Raw genomic sequence first — 18,652 nt, 5'->3', positions numbered from 1 at the left:
CTTGCTTCCTTCTTTTCCTCCTGCCGTGTTGGCTCTAGCCGACGGCACCATATTCCCCGGTTTTAGTATTGGCGCTCCTGGCGAAACTACCGGTGAAGTTGTTTTCAATACCGCCTTAACGGGTTATCAAGAGATCATTACCGATCCAAGTTATTCACGCCAAATCGTGACCTTGACGTACCCTCATATTGGGAATGTCGGCGTAAATCCACAAGATGCTGAATCAGATCAAATTCATGCTGCTGGTCTCGTGATTAAAGATCTACCAAAACGGGTTTCTAATTTCCGCTCTGAGGGGAGTTTAGATAGCTACCTCACTAAAGCCGGAGTTGTTGGGATCTCTGGAATCGATACCCGTAAACTCACCCGTATCTTGCGTGATCAAGGCGCCCAATCTGGCGCTATTGTGGCGGGTAAGTTGGGCGAGGATTACGAGGTCTTGTCTAAAAAGGCGCTTGAGCTAGCTAAAGCCTTTACTGGAATGTCTGGACTGGACTTAGCCAAAGTAGTGACAACTCCAAAAGCGTATGAATGGCGTGAAGCTGAGTGGGAATTACATGGTCCCGATGACAAACCAGTTTATAGAACTCTGGATAAAACCAAACCCACCAAAAAAGTGGTTGCTTATGACTTTGGCGTGAAGCGCAATATTTTGCGCATGCTCACTGAACGTGGATGCGAGTTGACAGTGGTACCTGCACAAACCTCTGCTGCTGAAGTTTTAGCAATGAATCCCGACGGCGTATTTTTCTCAAACGGTCCTGGAGATCCTGGTCCTTGTGATTACGCAATCGCTGCTGCAAAAGAAATCATTGAAAAAGGCGTACCCACTTTTGGTATCTGCTTAGGCCATCAAATCATGGGCTTGGCAGCAGGCGCTAAAACCCTGAAGATGAAGTTCGGTCACCATGGTGCAAATCATCCAGTGAAGGATTTGGATACTGGCCGTGTTGCTATTACTTCTCAGAATCATGGCTTTGCTGTTGATGCCAATACCTTGCCAGACAATATTCGCGTGACACACGTTTCCTTATTTGATGGATCGTTGCAAGGTTTGGCTTGGAAAGATAAGCCAGCGCTTTGTTTCCAGGGCCACCCTGAAGCATCACCTGGACCGCATGACATCGCCTATTTATTTGATCGATTTGTGGAGCTTATGAATGCTGCCAGCAAGAAGGAGGGCAAATAATGCCTAAGCGTAGCGACATTCAGAGTATCTTGATTATTGGTGCTGGTCCGATTGTGATCGGACAGGCGTGTGAGTTTGACTACTCCGGTGCACAAGCTTGTAAAGCACTACGAGATGAAGGTTACAAAGTCATTCTAGTAAACAGTAATCCTGCAACTATCATGACCGACCCTGAGATGGCTGATGTAACTTATATTGAGCCAATCACTTGGGAGGTAGTAGAGCGCATCATTGCAACCGAAAAACCAGATGCCATCTTGCCAACCATGGGCGGTCAAACTGCTTTGAACTGTGCATTAGATTTGCATCGCCATGGTGTATTAGAAAAATATGGCTGTGAATTAATTGGTGCTTCACCAGAAGCTATTGATAAAGCAGAAGATCGTCAGAAATTTAAAGATGCAATGACCAAGATTGGTCTTGGCTCTGCAAAATCTGGCATTGCTCACTCCATGGATGAAGCATTAGATGTCCAGCAGCGCATTCAACAGGAAACTGGCAGTTCTGGTTTCCCGGTAGTAATACGTCCTTCCTTCACCATGGGCGGTTCAGGTGGCGGTATTGCATATAACCGTGAGGAGTTCGAAGAGATATGCAAACGTGGCCTTGATTTATCCCCAACTCGTGAACTCTTAATTGAAGAGTCGCTGCTTGGTTGGAAAGAGTTTGAGATGGAAGTGGTGCGTGACCGTAACGATAACTGCATCATTGTTTGCTCAATTGAAAACTTAGATCCAATGGGTGTCCACACGGGTGACTCCATTACTGTTGCGCCCGCCCAAACATTGACCGATAAAGAATATCAAATCATGCGCAATGCATCGATTGCGGTTCTCCGTGAAATCGGTGTGGATACTGGTGGCTCAAACGTTCAGTTCTCGATCAATCCAGTGGATGGTCGCATGATTGTGATTGAGATGAACCCTCGAGTTTCCCGCTCATCAGCTTTAGCCTCCAAAGCCACTGGCTTCCCGATTGCCAAGATCGCAGCCAAATTAGCGGTGGGTTACACACTGGATGAGCTGAAGAACGACATTACTGGTGGTGCTACTCCAGCATCATTCGAGCCATCGATTGACTACGTAGTCACCAAGATTCCCCGTTTTGCGTTTGAAAAATTCCCGCAGGCCGATTCCCGTTTGACAACCCAAATGAAGTCGGTTGGAGAAGTAATGGCTATTGGCCGTACTTTCCAAGAGTCTTTTCAAAAAGCCTTACGTGGCTTAGAGGTTGGTGTGGATGGTTTAGATGAGTTCTCGACAGATCTAGATGACATCATCAATGAAATCAATGAGCCCGGACCTGATCGTATTTGGTACCTTGCTGATGCCTTCCGCATGGGCATGGGTTTAGATGAAATCTATAACGAAACCAAAGTAGACCCTTGGTTCTTAGAACAAATTGAAGAGCTCATTACGATTGAGACTGAACTGAAGCTACGTAAGATTGATAGTCTCTCAGCTGCAGAACTGCGTTTTGTAAAGCAAAAAGGCTTCTCTGATCGTCGCTTGGCAAAGTTACTGGGAGTTGATGCATCTTCCGTGCGTGCTGCACGTCATCGCTTAAAAGTAGTACCAGTCTACAAGCGGGTAGATACCTGTGCCGCTGAGTTCTCGACCAATACAGCCTATATGTATTCGACATACGAGGCTGAACATGGTGAATGCGAATCTCGTCCCACAAGTAAAGAGAAAATTATGGTCTTGGGCGGCGGCCCTAACCGTATTGGTCAAGGTATCGAATTTGACTATTGCTGTGTGCACGCTGCCTTAGCGATGCGGGATGATGGTTATGAAACCATTATGGTCAACTGTAATCCAGAAACTGTTTCTACTGACTACGATACTTCGGACCGCTTGTATTTTGAGCCCCTCACGCTTGAAGACGTATTAGAAATTGTTGCGAAAGAAAAACCCAAAGGGGTAATTGTCCAATACGGTGGCCAAACGCCTCTGAAACTCGCTTTAGACCTAGAGCGCAATGGTGTACCGATTATTGGTACATCGCCCGACATGATTGACGCAGCGGAAGATCGCGAGCGCTTCCAAAAACTCTTGCAAGACCTAGGTTTGCGTCAACCGCCTAACCGGACTGCACGGGCTGAAGAAGAGGCATTGAAACTTGCCGAAGAAATCGGCTATCCCTTGGTAGTGCGTCCCTCCTATGTATTAGGCGGTCGCGCCATGGAAATCGTTCACGATGGCCGTGATCTTGAGCGATACATGCGTGAAGCAGTCAAAGTCTCTCATGACTCTCCAGTTTTACTTGATCGCTTCCTCAATGATGCAATAGAGTGCGATGTGGATTGCATCAGCGATGGTCAGAAGGTTTTTATTGGTGGCGTGATGGAGCACATTGAGCAGGCCGGTGTTCACTCAGGTGACTCAGCATGTTCATTACCTGCTTACTCACTCTCCGATGAAACAGTTCAAGAGATCAAGCGTCAAACTGCAGCGATGGCTAAAGGTCTCAATGTTATTGGTCTCATGAATGTTCAGTTTGCGATTCAGAACGTAGATTGTAAAGATGTGATTTACGTTTTGGAAGTAAACCCACGGGCATCTCGCACCGTACCGTTTGTCTCTAAGGCAACGGGTTTACAGCTAGCGAAGATTGCTGCTCGTTGCATGGTGGGCCAATCTTTGGAGCAGCAAGGTATCAAGTCTGAAGTAAAGCCTCCATACTTCTCTGTCAAAGAGGCAGTATTTCCATTTAATAAGTTCCCGGGCATTGATCCTATTCTGGGACCGGAAATGCGCTCTACTGGTGAAGTGATGGGTGTGGGTAAAACCTTTGGTGAAGCGCTCTTCAAATCGCAATTGGGTGCTGGCATTAAATTGCCGAAGAGCGGTACTGTGCTCCTGACAGTGAAAGATAGTGATAAGCCCAAGGCAGTTGAGGTGGCTAAGTTATTGCACCAGCTCGGTTTCCCAATGGTGGCTACCAAAGGAACGGCTGCTGCCATTGAGGCTGCTGGGTTACCGGTGCGCGTTGTGAATAAGGTCAAAGACGGTCGTCCTCATATTGTGGATTTCATTAAAAATGGTGAAATCTCCTTGGTGTTCACGACGGTGGATGAGACCCGGACTGCCATTGCTGACTCTAGGTCTATTCGAACTAGTGCTCAAGCAAATGGCGTGACCTACTACACCACCATTAGTGCAGCTCGTGCAGTCATGGATGGCTTGCTGGCATCCCAAAACGGTAGCAAAGAGTCCCTCGAGGTGTATTCATTACAAAACTTACATCGGACGCTCATTTAATCTAAAATCCAATTTATAGGCGCGTTTTGCGCCTGTTTTTAAGTTAGGTTAGCAGCATGAGCACAATTCCCATTACTAAGCGTGGTGCAGAACTCCTGAAAGAGGAGTTGCACCGCCTCAAGCATGTCGAACGTCCAGCAGTGATTAATGCCATTTCTGAAGCGCGCGCTCAAGGTGATCTTTCAGAAAATGCTGAGTACGATGCAGCCAAAGAAAAGCAAGGTTTTATTGAGGGCCGCATTCAAGAACTAGAGGGCAAACTCTCTGCTGCTCAAATTATCGATCCTGCAGCATTAGATGTTTCTGGCCGGGTCGTTTTTGGTGCCACAGTTGATCTTGAGGATCTCGAAGACGGCACAAAGTTCACTTATCAAATCGTAGGTGATGATGAAGCAGATATTGCATCAAACAAAATCTCCATTAGCTCTCCGATTGCCCGTGCCTTAATTAGTAAAGAAGAGGGTGATGTGGTTGCTGTGCAAGCTCCTGGCGGCAATCGCGAAGTTGAGATCTTGTCAGTACGCTATATCTAATTAACATCATGAGCGCTGCTCACTATTTTGGAGCGCAAAGACTTTTTACGCTAATAGCATCATTTTGGGTAGGTAGCCTTCTAACCGTTGGGTATTTAGTGGCACCAGCTATCTTTAGTACTTTGACAGATCGTCAAGTTGCCGGAATGGTAGCGGGAGCCATTTTTAGAATTGAAGCGTACTTGAGCATTACCATTGCCATTGCATTATTGGTACTGGCCAATCTCTTGGTTAGACGTGGCCTGAATGCTTATCGCTTGGCTCGTTGGCTTTTGCTAGCAATGTTGCTGTGTTCTTTGCTGGGTATGCTGGTCTTGATACCTTGGATGAATACTCTTCGCGATCAAGCTTTAATGCAAGGTATGCCGGTAATGCTTTCGCCCTCTGCCGAACTCTTTGGCAAACTCCATGGAGCCTCTAGTGCGTTGTACTTAATACAGAGCGCGCTTGGCATCTATTTAGTCTGGCGCTTAATCGGTTCATATACCAAGCAGCATTAGATTGGTAATAAAAAACGCCGACTAGCGGCGTTCTTTAAGAAAAAATTAAGCTCTAGGAGCCAAGAGATTTTTTCTTATTGCTACTCATACGAACCTTGCGTCTCTTAATCGGGGCAGGTGCTGCAGCTGCCTTGCGATAGCCAGGTGAGGACCAGCCAATCTTAGACTCAGCAGCTTCTGAGCGAAGAACGCGCTTCTTAGGTGTTGAGGATTTGACGGCCGCCGCACGTTCAAATGGCGATTTATTGGACGCTGAACGACGGTCTGATCTTTCAGAGCTGCTGGTGCGAATACCCGATTTTGCTGGTACACGATTGGGTTGACGTTTGGTGCGGGGTGCTTGCAAAGTTTTTTTAGTTTGTTTGCTGGAGCGACCTAAATTGGCATAAGCTTCATCAACGATATCTTTTGGTTTCCAAAGCACCAGTAATTTGCCAATGTGCTGTACTGGTGCGGCATCTAATTGCTCGCATAGCTCTTCATAGATTGCGATGCGAGCTTCACGATCATCACCAAATACGCGGACCTTAATTAAGCCATGATGATTGATGGCTAACTTTGCTTCCTTAATGACTGCTGGGGTAAGGCCGTCTCCGCCAATCATCACCACAGGACTTAAATCGTGTGCATCAGCTTTGAGGGATTTGCGTTGGGCAGGGGTAATAGTCAGTGCTGTCATGGACTTGATGATAGAGCATTGATTGGTAAAAGCGCCTATTTAGACTGGATTTGCTTGGTTTTCAGTCGATTCCTTTTGCTTTAGGGGGCAGAAACTAGGAAAATGTAGGGCGAAAGTGGGTAAGTTGTGGCGAAGAATAAATTTAATAAAAGTTGGTTGCAGGATCATCTGACTGATCCTTATGTGAAGATGGCTCAAAAAGAGGGCTATCGCGCAAGAGCGGTTTATAAGCTCAGTGAAATCGATGAGCAAGATCACCTGATTAAGGCAGGGATGACGATTGTTGACTTGGGTAGCGCCCCTGGCAGCTGGTCTCAATATGCCCGTAACCGTTTGACTGAATTGGGCAAAGGCAATCCCAAGATTGAGTCAGGCAAGCCGGATGGCCAAATTATTGCGATTGATATCTTGCCAATGGAAGATATTGCTGATGTGAGCTTTATCCAGGGCGATTTTCGTGAGGAAGAGGGTCTTGCAGCGCTAGAAGCTTTATTGCCAAAAAATGCAGAAGGCAAGGTTGATCTTGTTCTCTCGGATATGGCCCCTAATCTTTCGGGGGTCGGCGTAGCTGATGCTGCCCGCATGGCCTTTTTGGCAGAGATTGCGCTCGACTTTGCAGTTGATCACCTTAAGCCTGAGGGTGCCCTACTGATTAAATGCTTCAATGGCAGCGGCTATAGCCAGATCGTGGAATTGTTCAAAAAGGTCTTCAAAACCGTCGCCTCTAGAAAGCCCAAGGCCTCTAGAGCCAAGTCTTCAGAAATCTTTCTCTTGGGAAGAAACCTAAAATCTCCTAAATAAGGGAGCAATTCGTCCTAGAATAGTCCAATAACCCCCTGAAATGCATGGGTTTATCAAATAAACATCCCATTAGCTCTTAAAAAATGCTGGTAGTAGAATCAAATACTTATGTAGCGATTCGCTTTAACTCCTGGTTCACTCCAGAAAAGGACTCAATTTTGAACAGCAATATGTTCCAAAAAATCGGTGTGTGGCTCATTGTGGGCTTGGTGCTTTTTACTGTTTTTAAACAGTTTGATAAGCCTAAGGACCAGAATCAGGTTACCTATTCCCAATTTATGGATGACGCCAAATCCGGCAAGGTGAAGCGCGTTGATGTACAAGGTCGCACATTGCAGGTAACTCCTGCGGATGGTAATAAATATTCCATCATCTCTCCAGGTGATATTTGGATGGTGGGTGACTTAATGAAGTATGGCGTACAAGTGACTGGTAAAGCAGAAGATGAACCGAATATGCTGGTTTCTGCTTTGTACTATCTTGGACCTACTTTATTAATTATTGGTTTCTGGTTTTTCATGATGCGCCAAATGCAAGGTGGCGGTAAAGGTGGTGCATTCTCCTTCGGTAAGTCGAAGGCTCGTCTTATTGATGAGAACAGCAACACCGTTACCTTCGCCGATGTAGCGGGTTGCGATGAAGCAAAAGAAGAAGTATTTGAGTTGGTCGACTTCTTAAAAGATCCGCAGAAGTTCCAAAAGCTTGGTGGACGTATTCCCCATGGCGTCTTGCTTGTTGGCCCTCCTGGTACTGGTAAGACCTTATTAGCGCGAGCGATTGCGGGTGAAGCGAAAGTTCCTTTTTTCTCGATTTCAGGATCTGATTTCGTAGAAATGTTTGTGGGCGTTGGTGCATCTCGCGTGCGTGATATGTTTGAAAACGCCAAGAAGAATTCTCCATGCATCATCTTTATTGACGAGATCGATGCAGTAGGTCGTCATCGTGGTGCTGGTATGGGCGGTGGTAATGACGAGCGCGAACAAACCTTGAATCAAATGCTGGTTGAGATGGATGGCTTCGAAAGCAATAGCGGCGTGATTGTGGTTGCCGCAACTAACCGTTCAGACGTGTTGGATAAAGCCTTATTGCGTCCGGGACGTTTTGATCGTCAAGTGCATGTTGGCTTGCCAGATATTCGTGGCCGTGAACAAATCTTGCAAGTACATATGCGTAAGGTTCCGATTGACCCAGATGTGAATGCTGCAGTATTGGCTCGTGGCACTCCCGGTTTCTCAGGTGCTGACTTAGCGAATCTAGTAAATGAAGCTGCTTTGTTTGCTGCACGCCGTAATAAGCGTTCAGTCGATATGAAAGATTTTGAAGACGCTAAAGACAAGATCTATATGGGTCCTGAGCGTAAGTCTGCTGTGATGCGCGAAGAAGAGCGTCGCAATACGGCGTATCACGAGTCTGGTCATGCGGTAGTTGCTAAAGTGCTGCCTAAGGCTGACCCTGTGCACAAAGTGACCATCATGCCGCGTGGTATGGCATTAGGCGTGACCTGGCAGTTACCTGAATTTGATCGTGTAAATCTTTATAAAGATCGCATGTTGGAAGAGTTGGCAATTTTGTTCGGCGGTCGTGCTGCTGAAGAAATATTTTTGCATTCCATGAGTACTGGTGCTTCTAATGACTTTGAGCGTGCCACCAAAATGGCTCGCGATATGGTTACTCGTTACGGCATGAGTGATAGCCTCGGTACGATGGTGTATGTCGATACTGAATCAGAAAGTATTTTTGGTCGCAACAGTACTAAAACGGTTTCTGAGTTGACACAGCAAAAAGTGGATGCAGAAATTCGGATGCTGATTGATAGCCAATATGCTTTAGCAAGATCAATCCTCGAGCAAAACCGCGATAAAGTTGAAGCGATGGTAGCCGCATTGCTTGAATGGGAAACCATTGATGCTGAACAAATCAACGACATCATGGAAGGTCGTCCACCACGGACGCCTAAGCCACCACCTGCAACCCAGTTCGGTAACTCTGCTGGTACACCAGGTCCAGCAACGGGTAGCGCCCCAGCAACAGCATAAATATCAGTCTTACTTAACAGGCTGTCTTTATGGACAAACAAGGCATGCAATTAATGCCCATAACATGGCGTTGTGGGCGTTTTCTTTTTAACTTTCATCAACGCAAGCGTCCCCTCGTTATGGGGATTCTGAATACCACACCGGATTCGTTTTCTGATGGTGGGAAATTTAGAACGGTAAAAGATGCATTGGCCCAAGCAGAGCTAATGATCACGAATGGCGTTGATCTGATTGATATTGGTGGTGAGTCGACTAGACCGGGTGCTGAACCTGTTTCTCTTCAAGAGGAATTAGATCGCGTATTGCCTGTTATCGAGGGTTTAAAGGATTGCGGCGTGCCGCTATCAATTGATACCTACAAAGCCGAGACGATGCGTCAAGCGTTAAGGGCTGGCGTAGATTGCGTTAATGATATTTGGGCATTGAGGCAAGAAGGTGCAATAGATGCCGTGCTAGAGCATGCTAATTGCGGCATCGTCTTAATGCATATGCAACGCGACCCTCTCACAATGCAATTTAATCCGGAATATCAAGATGTGATTGCAGAGGTGAAGCAATTTCTTCAAGAGCGGGCTGAATTATTGCAAGCAAATGGTGTCGAGCGAAACAGAATAGCTATAGACCCAGGCTTTGGCTTTGGTAAAAGTTTTGAACATAATCTACATATGCTTTCTCAATTTCAAGCATTCTCAACACTGGGCTATCCCGTCCTTGCGGGGATATCCCGCAAATCAATGATTGGCAAAATTACTGGTAAAGATGCAAACGATCGGGTTGCCCCTAGTATTGCAGCAGCGATCATGGCTGCTGATCGAGGCGCCAATATTATTCGTGTGCATGATGTTGCCGAATCGGTTGACGCCTTAAAGCTTTGGGAGGCCATAAACACCCAGATTTAGATCTAAAAATCTAAAGTTCTGAGTTTTATAATGATATTTATGAAAAAACAATACTTTGGCACTGATGGTATTCGCGGTGAAGTAGGTAGCTTTCCGATAGTTCCAGAATTCATGACCCGCCTAGGCTATGCCGCTGGCATGGTATTGAATCAGGATGTCAAAGCAGGTGAGCGTTGCAAAGTGCTGATCGGCAAAGATACCCGCGTATCGGGTTACTTGCTTGAAGCGGCCCTAGAGGCTGGCTTTGCTGCTGCAGGTGTTGACGTTCTGTTATGCGGCCCCATTCCAACTCCGGGCGTTGCCTATCTCACGAAAGCTTTGCGTCTTTCTGCAGGCATTGTGATTTCTGCATCACACAACCCCTATCAAGATAATGGGATTAAATTCTTTTCCGCTAATGGCGATAAGTTATCGGATGAGTTTGAACTATTAATTGAGGCTGAGCTAGAAAAAACCATGGGGTGCGTAAACTCCAAAGAATTAGGAAAAGCCTATCGCTTGGATGATGCAGCAGGGCGCTATATTGAGTTTTGTAAATCTACTTTTCCAGGTGAATTAAATCTTAAAGGTTTGAAGCTGGTAGTGGACTGCGCCAATGGCGCTGCGTATCACACCGCACCTCATGTATTTCATGAGCTTGGTGCCGAAGTCATCTCTATTGGCGTTAACCCAGATGGACGCAATATTAATGATGGATGTGGAGCTACAGCACCAGCAGCCTTGATTGCTAAAGTTAAAGAAGTGAATGCTGATATCGGTATCGCCCTTGATGGTGACGCAGACCGCCTGCAAATGGTAGACGCTACAGGTCGCCTCTTCAATGGCGATGAGTTGCTCTATGTCTTGGCAAAAGATCGCCTAGATCGAGGCCAAAAGCTGGGCGGGGCAGTAGGCACCCTCATGACGAATTTAGCCGTTGAGAATGCTATTAAAGGACTTGGCATTCACTTTGAGCGTGCCAATGTTGGCGATCGTTATGTTTTGGAATTACTCAAGCAAAGAGGCTGGATCATTGGTGGTGAGGGATCTGGACACTTACTTTGTTTAGATCAACACTCCACAGGTGATGGCACGATTGCAGCATTACAAGTCTTAGCGGCCATGAGTCAGAACAAGAAGAGTCTTGCCCAACTGCTGGAAACAGTGAAGATTTTCCCTCAAGTACTCTTGAATGTGAAATTCAAACCAGGGTACAACTGGAAGTCGGATGAATCTCTACAGCAGCAGATTGCTAAAGTAGAAAATGATCTCAAAGATACTGGCAGGGTATTGATTCGGGCATCTGGCACTGAGCCTCTCTTGAGGGTCATGGTCGAAACCAAAGATGCTGATGTTGCCATGACTGCTGCAAAGAGTATTGCAGATCTAGTGCCTACAATTTAGTCATACATCATCATCGCTAATTCTGAATTTGGTTACCTATGGGCTGTTAGTGCAAACTTATCGTAACCAGTAACGAGAGAATTGCACCACATCTCCCATAAGTAGATCTCCACTCTACAAACGAAATATGACACGTGTGTGTGGATTGCATGACATTTCACGTAGTGATACAAATCTGATGCAAGATATCAAAAAATATGACTTAGGTCTTAGGTCTTAGGGCCTGGGAAGACTCATATTTTGCCTTAACAGAATTGGCGTGAAACTAAATGGTTGCTCAGACTTAGGATTGACTTGGACTTTAACTGCTTGGACTTGTTCGGCACCCATTACCTCTAGGCGCAGAACATTTTCGACTACGTGTTTTTGGTCTATGGTTTTTAATGGCTGGTCTATGATAAGTCGATGGCTATCGCCATGGATTAAGAGAACGGGCTTCTTAAACTCCTGCGTATGTTTGCTGAGTGTGTGCAAGGTATCTCGATAGCCGCTTTCCGCATGAGTTGCTTGCGTAGGGGTATAAAACATATCGGCCTGATAGCCAAAGACAATGCCTAAATAGCCCTTCATCGAGGCAAGTGCAAAAGCACTTTGTATCCAATCTAGATTAGCTTGGTTTCGTTCATAGTATTCCGCTTTGGATCGTTCATCTCGCTCAAAATTATTATTGGATCCAGGGATATGGAGATTGACAAAGAGAAAATGATTTTTAACCCAGTAAGCATTCTCAACGAACTTTTTATTTTTAGGATCTACATCGGCTTGTCTGGTGAGATCAAGCGTTTGTTTGCCCAGACTTTTAGAGGTATTGAAGAAGATGTTTCTGAGCTTATCTAGTCGCTCAATGGGATCATAAGAACCAGCGAGCGGTCTATGACAATCAGTCCATTCATTATCACCAAGGCTGTAAATAAGAGGGGAGGTAAATTGATTGAAATAGGCCTTAACTTTCTGATTGTATTCATCGCTACATGGAGTAGAGCCCGATTTTGTATCACCGATAAAGATGCTAAAGCTCGGTTTGGTTTTATTTATCTCAGAAATCAATCTCTCATAGCGAACATCATCTTCCGGAAGAGAGTAGGGCATGTCACCTAAAGCGACAAATTGAAAAGGTTCAAATGATTGGGCAGAGATAATCCCCGAGCAGGCGATGAACAGCCCAACTAAAAACGCTTTAAATAATTGCATATTTATTTGTGAGAGATAGGTGCATCAGTTAACTCCTTAATTTCCAGTTCGCCAAATATATAGGACTCTAAGCTACAGTGTTTCCAGCCGAGATCGTGAAAGACATCCGCATAATTCTTGGAATATTTGCGGTTACTTTGGTAAAAGATATCCGTGAGCTCATCTTGCTCATCTTCCCCGACAGTATCGGAAAAGTAAATCACTTTCTCTCCACCATAAGTCTTGCTGATTGTGCCACCAGGAATATCATCGACGCAAATCCCAATATTAGGATCGTAAGCCTTGATGAAGGATGGCTTGATGCTGGTTAAAACGGAGCCTAATTTCCAAACTGTTCCACACTTAATCTCTTTATTTTCTTGCTGGAAGATATTGCGTTCTACTAAGGAGCCCATCTCTAGGGGAATGATTTGATAGTACATGGCAGACTCCAATTCAATGCATTAATGGTTAGGGTGATTTTGCTATGCGATTGTGACAATTTTGTAGCTGTTAAAAATAGATGTCGAGCTTACTCAGAATCTCCAAGTGATTCCGACTTCGCTGCGCGTGGCACTAGCTTGTTGCGATGCAAAAGTTTGACTGTAATTCATGCCGGTACGCATATAAGAAAGTCCTAAATCCAGGCTCTCAGTAAGTGAGTAAATTCCTGCGATCAGGGCGTAATGGCTGACATATTGTTCAACTGTCGGTGGGTTTGTTGTTACTCCAAGATCCAGTGCAATTTTCAAATCTTTGCTCATGGACCAAACAGGCGCTACTGAAACTAGAAATATGTTCGTGCGATTATTATCGGTAGCAAACCCTACGCTGTAATTGATGTTGTAGGGCGATCGCATATACATCGCATTCATATGAACTTCTATGTCATGCCAGTATTTTGAGGCGATAAAGTTAATTCCATAATTGAATGCTGCTAAACCTAGTCCAGCCACTTGTTGCTGTTTGCCGGCCGGCAATACGACTGTGGGCTTAACGGCAAAGGCATAACCTAGTTGCTCGTCCTCATAAAACCGCCATTTACTTGCAAGGACATAGTTGGCAAACTTTGCGTAATATCCACTAGGTTGGTTGTAGTAGGTGGTAGAAACTGAGGCCTCAAATTGATCGCTTAAGCCACGTGTATAGGTAAAAGGAAAGGCTTTTGCATCTGTTCTGCCCGTATATTCCTCACCAGGCGTGGTCACGTCTGCTTGTTGATTGCCGCCATTACGATTAATCGAGAAAAAATACTGCTCTATTTGATTGCCACCAGCTTTTACCGTACCTGCATCATCCGTATTCAATGGTTCAAATCCATGGGACAGCATTGGGAGAAGCAGAAGAGCAAAGCAAAGGCGTTTCATGAGAATCTTGCAGGACGTACTAATGAATTTAAGTTTTTTTATAGTCCAATTCCATGTCATTTAGATGTCTGATGCTTAGGGAGTTCTTTTGCCTCTCTTTGCTTGAAAAACATGCATAAAACAAGGTGCTTCAAGTCATTCATGATCATTTTCTGACCGAGTAATGAGTTTAATCAATATTCTGCAAGATATTGATTAATATAGATATTATCTGTAAAAGTTGGCTTGTCACTAAATCGTCATAGTGAAAACGTATCGTCAATCCATCGCAATGTTGCGTTATTTCAATATCAGGACTAATCACATGAAATCTTTCTTGAAAAAAGCACTAGTTGTTAGCGCTATTTCATTGGCCCCAGTTGCATTTGCTGCAGATATGACAGGTGCAGGCGCAACATTCCCATATCCAATGTATGCAAAGTGGGCTGAAGCTTACAAAGCAAAAACCGGCTCTAATTTGAATTACCAGTCTATTGGCTCTTCTGGCGGTATCAAGCAAATTAAAGCCAAAACGGTTGACTTCGGCGCCTCTGATGCTCCCGTTAAGTTTGAAGATTTAGAAAAAGATGGCTTAGTACAGTTTCCAGCAATTATTGGCGGCGTTGTTCCGGTCATGAACGTTGATGGTGTTAAGCCGGGTGAGCTCAAATTAGACGGCCCAACCTTAGCAGATATTTTCCAGGGCATTATCTCTGACTGGGGTGATAAGCGTATTGCAATCATGAACCCAGGCGTGAAGATCCCTTCCGGCCCAATTACTGTCATTCATCGCGCAGACGGATCTGGTACGACCGCTATTTTTACTGACTATTTAGCAAAAGTAAGCACCTTGTGGAAAGATGCTGTTGGTGCTGGCGCCGCAGTGAAATGGCCGGCCGCTTCTTCAGTTGGCGGTAAAGGCAATGAAGGTGTTGCTGCAAACGTGTCTCGTGTTAAGAACTCCGTTGGCTACGTTGAGTATGCATACGCCAAGAAAAATAAGATGACAACTATTTCCATGAAGAACAAAGATGGTAACTATGTCATGCCTGATGACCTCACATTTGCAGCTGCTGCCGCAGGTACTGATTGGTCTAAAATTCCAGGTATGGGCACTTACATCACTAACGCTCCCGGTGCTAAATCATGGCCAATCACCGGCGCCTCTTTCATCTTGATGTATAAGAATCCTGAGAAGAAAGCAAATTCAGCTGAAGTATTAAAGTTTTTTGACTTCGCTTTCAAAGAAGGCAAGCAGATGACTACTGAATTAGATTACGTTCCAATGCCTGATGCCACTGCAGACTTTATCCGTAAAAACGTATGGACAAGTATTGCTACTAAGTAATTTTGTTAGATTGATAATTTAACGTCAACACATGAACAGCTCCACGCAGGTGGAGCTGTTTCAATATTTATTGAAGCTTAAAATGATTGATACAAACCAGTCGCACTCAGCACCAACGCCGCAGGCGCTGCGAATTGCTAAGTTGCAACGTATACAAGATTTCTTGTTTCATGGAATCACTCAATTTTTTGCACTATCAGTGCTCATTGCACTTTTAGGCATCATCATTTCTTTGGTGATTAATGCCTTGCCAGCTCTTGATAAATTTGGAATTGGATTCTTCTTCACCAAAGAGTGGGACATTATTAATGGTGAATTTGGCGGCTTAATTGCTATCTACGGAACGATTGTTACCTCTCTGATTGCTTTACTCATTGCGGTTCCTTTAAGTTTTGGTATTGCAGTATTTCTAACTGAGCTATGCCCGGGCCCACTAAAAAGGCCCTTAGGTACTGCAGTTGAATTACTTGCCGCTGTGCCATCGATTATTTACGGTATGTTTGGTCTGTTCATATTCGCACCACTATTTGGTGAATATATTCAGCCCGCATTAGCGGCGACATTGGGGCAAGTTCCTGGTTTAGGAATCTTGTTCTCAGGCGCATTTAACGGTATCGGTATTCTCTGCGCAGGTTTGATCCTTGCGATGATGATTCTGCCGTTCATCGCCTCAGTAATGCGCGATGTATTTGAAATCGTTCCGCCTGTTCTCAAAGAATCTGCTTATGGTATTGGATGTACGACTTGGGAAGTTGTTAAGAATGTTGTGCTTCCCTATACAAAAGCTGGTGTGATTGGCGGCGTGATGCTTGGGTTGGGTAGGGCACTTGGTGAAACCATGGCTGTTACCTTTGTGATTGGTAACGCCCACCGCTTATCCCCCTCATTATTTGCTCCTGGAAACTCAATTGCATCGACCTTAGCAAACGAGTTTGGCGAAGCTGAGCTTGGAGCGCATTATTCCTCCTTATTCGCCCTGGGTCTTGCGCTATTTGTTATCACATTCATTGTTTTAGCTGTTGCTAAGTGGATGTTGATGAATATGGAGAAAAAGCAAGGACTCAAAACATGAACGGCCTCTCAAATATTAATCCTGCAATTTTTGCCAAGCGTAAGCGTGCAAACAAAATTGGCTTAGTCCTCTCTATGATGGCGATGGTCCTGGGTATGGTTTTTCTGCTCTGGATTTTGAGCGTTTTATTTATCAAAGGTTTTTCATCAATTAATTTAGATGTCTTTACGCACAGTACACCTGCACCGGGATCGGAGGGCGGTGGTTTGGCTAATGCGATTATTGGCAGTCTCATGATTGTGGCTAGCTGTACCTTAATCAGCACTCCTGTTGGCGTGTTGGCTGGTTTATATCTATCAGAGTATGGCGATAGAAGTAAGGTTGCCTCAACTACTCGTTTCGTTACTGACATCATGTTGTCTGCCCCCTCAATTGTGATTGGTCTATTCGTGTATGCATTGGTAGTGGCACAAGTTCGTCACTTCTCTGGTTGGGCTGGTACGATTGCATTGGCTCTTATCGCAATTCCGGTTGTTGTGAGAACAACAGAAAATATGCTGCGCTTAGTTCCAGGAAGTTTGCGCGAAGCTGCCTATGCTTTAGGTACTCCGAAGTGGAAGGTAGCCTTTATGATTACCTTACGAGCTGCGCAAAGTGGTGTCATGACTGGTATCTTGCTGGCCTTAGCACGTGTAAGTGGTGAAACAGCCCCATTGCTCTTCACAGCACTGAATAATCAATTTTTCTCAACTAATATGAATGCACCTATGGCCAATTTGCCAGTGGTAATTTTCCAATTTGCCATGAGTCCTTATGACAACTGGGTTGAGCTTGCCTGGGGTGGTGCCTTGCTGATCACGTTTGCCGTTCTCGGCTTAAATATTTTGGCACGCGTTGTATTCCGTGAGAAGGTCCAAGGATGATGAGTAATATGAAATCAATGTTTGACTTAAATAAGATTGATAGTCAAGGGGGTAGTGTGGAAACAACAAATCAACAATCAGGCCAAGCTGCGATTAATGCGCTTGAAGTGAGAGATCTTAACTTTTATTATGGCTCTTTCCAAGGTCTGAAGAATATCAATCTTGATATTGAGCAAGGTAAAGTTACTGCCTTTATTGGCCCATCAGGTTGCGGTAAATCTACTCTGTTGCGCACACTAAATCGTATGTATGACCTCTATCCAGGCCAACGTGCTGAAGGTCAAATCAACTTCTATGGTCAAAACATTCTTGAGCCAGGCCAAGATTTGAATTTATTGCGTTCACGTATTGGCATGGTTTTCCAAAAACCGACTCCATTTCCAATGTCTATTTATGAAAACATTGCCTTTGGTGTTCGCTTATATGAAAAACTCTCACGCTCTGAAATGGATGAGCGGGTAGAGTGGGCGCTCAATAAGGCTGCATTATGGACTGAAGCAAAAGATAAATTGAATCAAAGTGGTTTATCTTTATCTGGTGGTCAGCAACAGCGTTTGTGTATCGCCCGTGGGGTTGCCGTGAAGCCCTCCGTCATCTTGCTTGATGAACCTACTTCTGCTTTAGATCCAATTTCTACAGGTAAAATTGAAGAGTTGATTAATGAGCTTAAGCATGAGTACACGATTGCAATCGTTACTCACAACATGCAACAAGCTGCCCGTGTTTCGGATTACACAGCTTATATGTACCTTGGTAGTTTGGTGGAGTATGGTAAAACAGATGAAATCTTTATCAAGCCTAAGCGTAAAGAAACAGAAGACTATATTACCGGTCGCTTCGGTTAATTGGAGACATTAAATGCCAGATAAACACCTTTCATCCCAATTTGATGCTGACCTCAATTCGCTTTCAAGCCGTTTGCTTGAAATGGGCGGATTGGTTGAATCTCAAATTGCTACCGCTATGCGTGCCTTTACGCAAATGGATCTTGATACCTGCAATATCGTCATTGAAAATGAAAAGCTGGTAAATGACCTAGAGATTCAAATTGATTTAGCTTGTACAGAAGTTATTGCTCGCCGCCAACCTACTGCTCGTGATCTTCGTTTAGTAATGGCAGTATCCAAAGCGATTACGAATTTGGAGCGCGCAGGTGATGAGGCAGAGCGTGTAGCTAAGAGAACCAAGCGTTTAATTGAGGCTAGTGCACCACATAACATCAACGTTGCAGAGATTCGTCTTTCAGGACAGATGGCTATTAATCTCTTGCGCTGTAGCTTAGACGCCTTTGCAAGGCTTGATACCACAGCTGCTGCTGAAGTTGTTGCTGAAGATCGCCAGATTGATGAAGAATTTAGAGGCTTCGTCCGCAAGTTGATTACGTATATGTCTGAAGATCCCCATACCATTTCTACAGGTCTCGATATGCTGACGATTGCTAAGGCGATTGAGCGTATTGGTGATCATGCCAAGAATATTGCTGAGTTTGTGATTTATATCGCAAAAGGCTCTGATGTACGCCATATTCCGCACGAAGATTTAGTGCGCGAAGCGAACAAAAGCGACTAAA

General features: G+C 44.8%; 17 protein-coding genes. 13 read left to right on the top strand and 4 right to left on the bottom strand.

Annotated features, from left to right (window positions below):
• The first annotated feature begins 1 nt into the window (after window position 1).
• From carA to ICN21_RS06570, 4 genes are read left to right on the top strand one after another with little or no spacing between them, the layout of a single operon-like run.
• The gene (carA, locus tag ICN21_RS06585) at window positions 2–1,189 is read left to right on the top strand and encodes a glutamine-hydrolyzing carbamoyl-phosphate synthase small subunit (protein WP_216177991.1); all 1,188 of its coding nucleotides are present in this window, start codon (window positions 2–4) and stop codon (window positions 1,187–1,189) included.
• Window positions 1,189–4,452 carry a carbamoyl-phosphate synthase large subunit gene (gene carB / locus ICN21_RS06580; RefSeq protein WP_216177726.1) on the top strand — a complete coding sequence of 1,088 codons (3,264 nt, stop codon included), beginning with the start codon at window positions 1,189–1,191 and terminating at the stop codon, window positions 4,450–4,452. Before carA ends, carB begins: the two co-directional genes overlap by 1 nt.
• A 56-nt stretch (window positions 4,453–4,508) precedes the next feature.
• On the top strand, window positions 4,509–4,985 hold the full coding sequence (gene greA / locus ICN21_RS06575; protein ID WP_215297019.1) for a transcription elongation factor GreA: 477 nt from the start codon (window positions 4,509–4,511) through the stop codon (window positions 4,983–4,985).
• A gap of 8 nt (window positions 4,986–4,993) precedes the next feature.
• A complete protein-coding gene (locus ICN21_RS06570; protein WP_216177724.1) occupies window positions 4,994–5,485 on the top strand; it encodes a DUF4149 domain-containing protein in 492 nt (163 codons plus the stop codon).
• Between the two features lie 52 nt (window positions 5,486–5,537).
• On the opposite strand, the gene ICN21_RS06565 is transcribed toward ICN21_RS06570, so the two are convergent.
• Entirely contained in the window at window positions 5,538–6,164 is a 627-nt protein-coding gene (locus ICN21_RS06565; protein ID WP_216177723.1) for a YhbY family RNA-binding protein, read from the bottom strand.
• Between the two features lie 126 nt (window positions 6,165–6,290).
• On the opposite strand from ICN21_RS06565, the gene ICN21_RS06560 reads away from it, so the two are divergent.
• The 4 genes from ICN21_RS06560 to glmM all read left to right on the top strand — a co-directional run bounded on the left by ICN21_RS06560 (window position 6,291) and on the right by glmM (window position 11,283).
• Window positions 6,291–6,965, top strand: a complete 675-nt coding sequence (locus ICN21_RS06560; RefSeq protein WP_216177722.1) for an RlmE family RNA methyltransferase — start codon at window positions 6,291–6,293, stop codon at window positions 6,963–6,965.
• A gap of 158 nt (window positions 6,966–7,123) precedes the next feature.
• Window positions 7,124–9,001 (top strand): ATP-dependent zinc metalloprotease FtsH, encoded by a 1,878-nt coding sequence (gene ftsH / locus ICN21_RS06555; RefSeq protein WP_215297025.1) that lies wholly within the window; start codon window positions 7,124–7,126, stop codon window positions 8,999–9,001.
• Window positions 9,002–9,030: 29 nt separating this feature from the next.
• Window positions 9,031–9,900, top strand: a complete 870-nt coding sequence (gene folP, locus ICN21_RS06550) for a dihydropteroate synthase (protein WP_370624069.1) — start codon at window positions 9,031–9,033, stop codon at window positions 9,898–9,900.
• Between the two features lie 39 nt (window positions 9,901–9,939).
• Window positions 9,940–11,283, top strand: a complete 1,344-nt coding sequence (glmM, locus tag ICN21_RS06545; protein ID WP_216177721.1) for a phosphoglucosamine mutase — start codon at window positions 9,940–9,942, stop codon at window positions 11,281–11,283.
• Between the two features lie 216 nt (window positions 11,284–11,499).
• Here glmM and ICN21_RS06540 read toward each other — a convergent pair whose 3' ends face one another.
• The 3 genes from ICN21_RS06540 to ICN21_RS06530 form a co-directional block, all read right to left on the bottom strand.
• Window positions 11,500–12,474 (bottom strand): hypothetical protein, encoded by a 975-nt coding sequence (locus ICN21_RS06540; RefSeq protein ID WP_216177720.1) that lies wholly within the window; start codon window positions 12,472–12,474, stop codon window positions 11,500–11,502.
• 2 nt (window positions 12,475–12,476) lie between these two features.
• The gene (locus ICN21_RS06535) at window positions 12,477–12,896 is read right to left on the bottom strand and encodes a hypothetical protein (protein WP_216177719.1); all 420 of its coding nucleotides are present in this window, start codon (window positions 12,894–12,896) and stop codon (window positions 12,477–12,479) included.
• 93 nt (window positions 12,897–12,989) lie between these two features.
• The gene (locus ICN21_RS06530; protein ID WP_255534243.1) at window positions 12,990–13,784 is read right to left on the bottom strand and encodes a hypothetical protein; all 795 of its coding nucleotides are present in this window, start codon (window positions 13,782–13,784) and stop codon (window positions 12,990–12,992) included.
• 340 nt (window positions 13,785–14,124) lie between these two features.
• On the opposite strand from ICN21_RS06530, the gene pstS reads away from it, so the two are divergent.
• From pstS to phoU, 5 genes are all read left to right on the top strand, one after another.
• Window positions 14,125–15,147, top strand: coding sequence for a phosphate ABC transporter substrate-binding protein PstS (gene pstS, locus ICN21_RS06525; protein ID WP_216177716.1), 1,023 nt, complete (start codon window positions 14,125–14,127; stop codon window positions 15,145–15,147).
• Between the two features lie 82 nt (window positions 15,148–15,229).
• The gene (gene pstC / locus ICN21_RS06520) at window positions 15,230–16,219 is read left to right on the top strand and encodes a phosphate ABC transporter permease subunit PstC (protein ID WP_216177714.1); all 990 of its coding nucleotides are present in this window, start codon (window positions 15,230–15,232) and stop codon (window positions 16,217–16,219) included.
• Window positions 16,216–17,082 (top strand): phosphate ABC transporter permease PstA, encoded by an 867-nt coding sequence (gene pstA / locus ICN21_RS06515; protein WP_216177712.1) that lies wholly within the window; start codon window positions 16,216–16,218, stop codon window positions 17,080–17,082. The genes pstC and pstA overlap by 4 nt, the downstream gene beginning before the upstream one ends.
• 8 nt (window positions 17,083–17,090) lie before the next feature.
• Window positions 17,091–17,927: a phosphate ABC transporter ATP-binding protein PstB gene (gene pstB, locus ICN21_RS06510; protein ID WP_216861664.1), complete on the top strand. Its 837-nt coding sequence runs from the start codon at window positions 17,091–17,093 to the stop codon at window positions 17,925–17,927.
• 13 nt (window positions 17,928–17,940) lie between these two features.
• On the top strand, window positions 17,941–18,651 hold the full coding sequence (phoU, locus tag ICN21_RS06505) for a phosphate signaling complex protein PhoU (protein ID WP_216177710.1): 711 nt from the start codon (window positions 17,941–17,943) through the stop codon (window positions 18,649–18,651).
• Window position 18,652: the final 1 nt, after the last annotated feature.

The sequence above is a fragment of the Polynucleobacter sp. AP-Feld-500C-C5 genome, from assembly GCF_018882265.1.
GTDB lineage: Bacteria > Pseudomonadota > Gammaproteobacteria > Burkholderiales > Burkholderiaceae > Polynucleobacter.
The sequence above is the reverse complement of the archived record's forward strand: the minus strand, read 5'-3'. Positions and strand labels throughout refer to the sequence as shown.

Bases quoted from the DNA above. Each gene is read 5' to 3' on its own strand.
- carB (WP_216177726.1), top strand. From the start codon at position 1,189: ATGCCTAAGCGTAGCGACATTCAGAGTATCTTGATTATTGGTGCTGGT.
- ICN21_RS06535 (WP_216177719.1), bottom strand. From the start codon at position 12,896: ATGTACTATCAAATCATTCCCCTAGAGATGGGCTCCTTAGTAGAACGC.
- greA (WP_215297019.1), top strand. From the start codon at position 4,509: ATGAGCACAATTCCCATTACTAAGCGTGGTGCAGAACTCCTGAAAGAG.
- ICN21_RS06565 (WP_216177723.1), bottom strand. From the start codon at position 6,164: ATGACAGCACTGACTATTACCCCTGCCCAACGCAAATCCCTCAAAGCT.
- ICN21_RS06540 (WP_216177720.1), bottom strand. From the start codon at position 12,474: ATGCAATTATTTAAAGCGTTTTTAGTTGGGCTGTTCATCGCCTGCTCG.
- ICN21_RS06570 (WP_216177724.1), top strand. From the start codon at position 4,994: ATGAGCGCTGCTCACTATTTTGGAGCGCAAAGACTTTTTACGCTAATA.
- pstS (WP_216177716.1), top strand. From the start codon at position 14,125: ATGAAATCTTTCTTGAAAAAAGCACTAGTTGTTAGCGCTATTTCATTG.
- pstB (WP_216861664.1), top strand. From the start codon at position 17,091: ATGAAATCAATGTTTGACTTAAATAAGATTGATAGTCAAGGGGGTAGT.
- glmM (WP_216177721.1), top strand. From the start codon at position 9,940: ATGAAAAAACAATACTTTGGCACTGATGGTATTCGCGGTGAAGTAGGT.
- folP (WP_370624069.1), top strand. From the start codon at position 9,031: ATGGACAAACAAGGCATGCAATTAATGCCCATAACATGGCGTTGTGGG.
- pstA (WP_216177712.1), top strand. From the start codon at position 16,216: ATGAACGGCCTCTCAAATATTAATCCTGCAATTTTTGCCAAGCGTAAG.
- ICN21_RS06530 (WP_255534243.1), bottom strand. From the start codon at position 13,784: ATGCTGTCCCATGGATTTGAACCATTGAATACGGATGATGCAGGTACG.
- phoU (WP_216177710.1), top strand. From the start codon at position 17,941: ATGCCAGATAAACACCTTTCATCCCAATTTGATGCTGACCTCAATTCG.
- pstC (WP_216177714.1), top strand. From the start codon at position 15,230: ATGATTGATACAAACCAGTCGCACTCAGCACCAACGCCGCAGGCGCTG.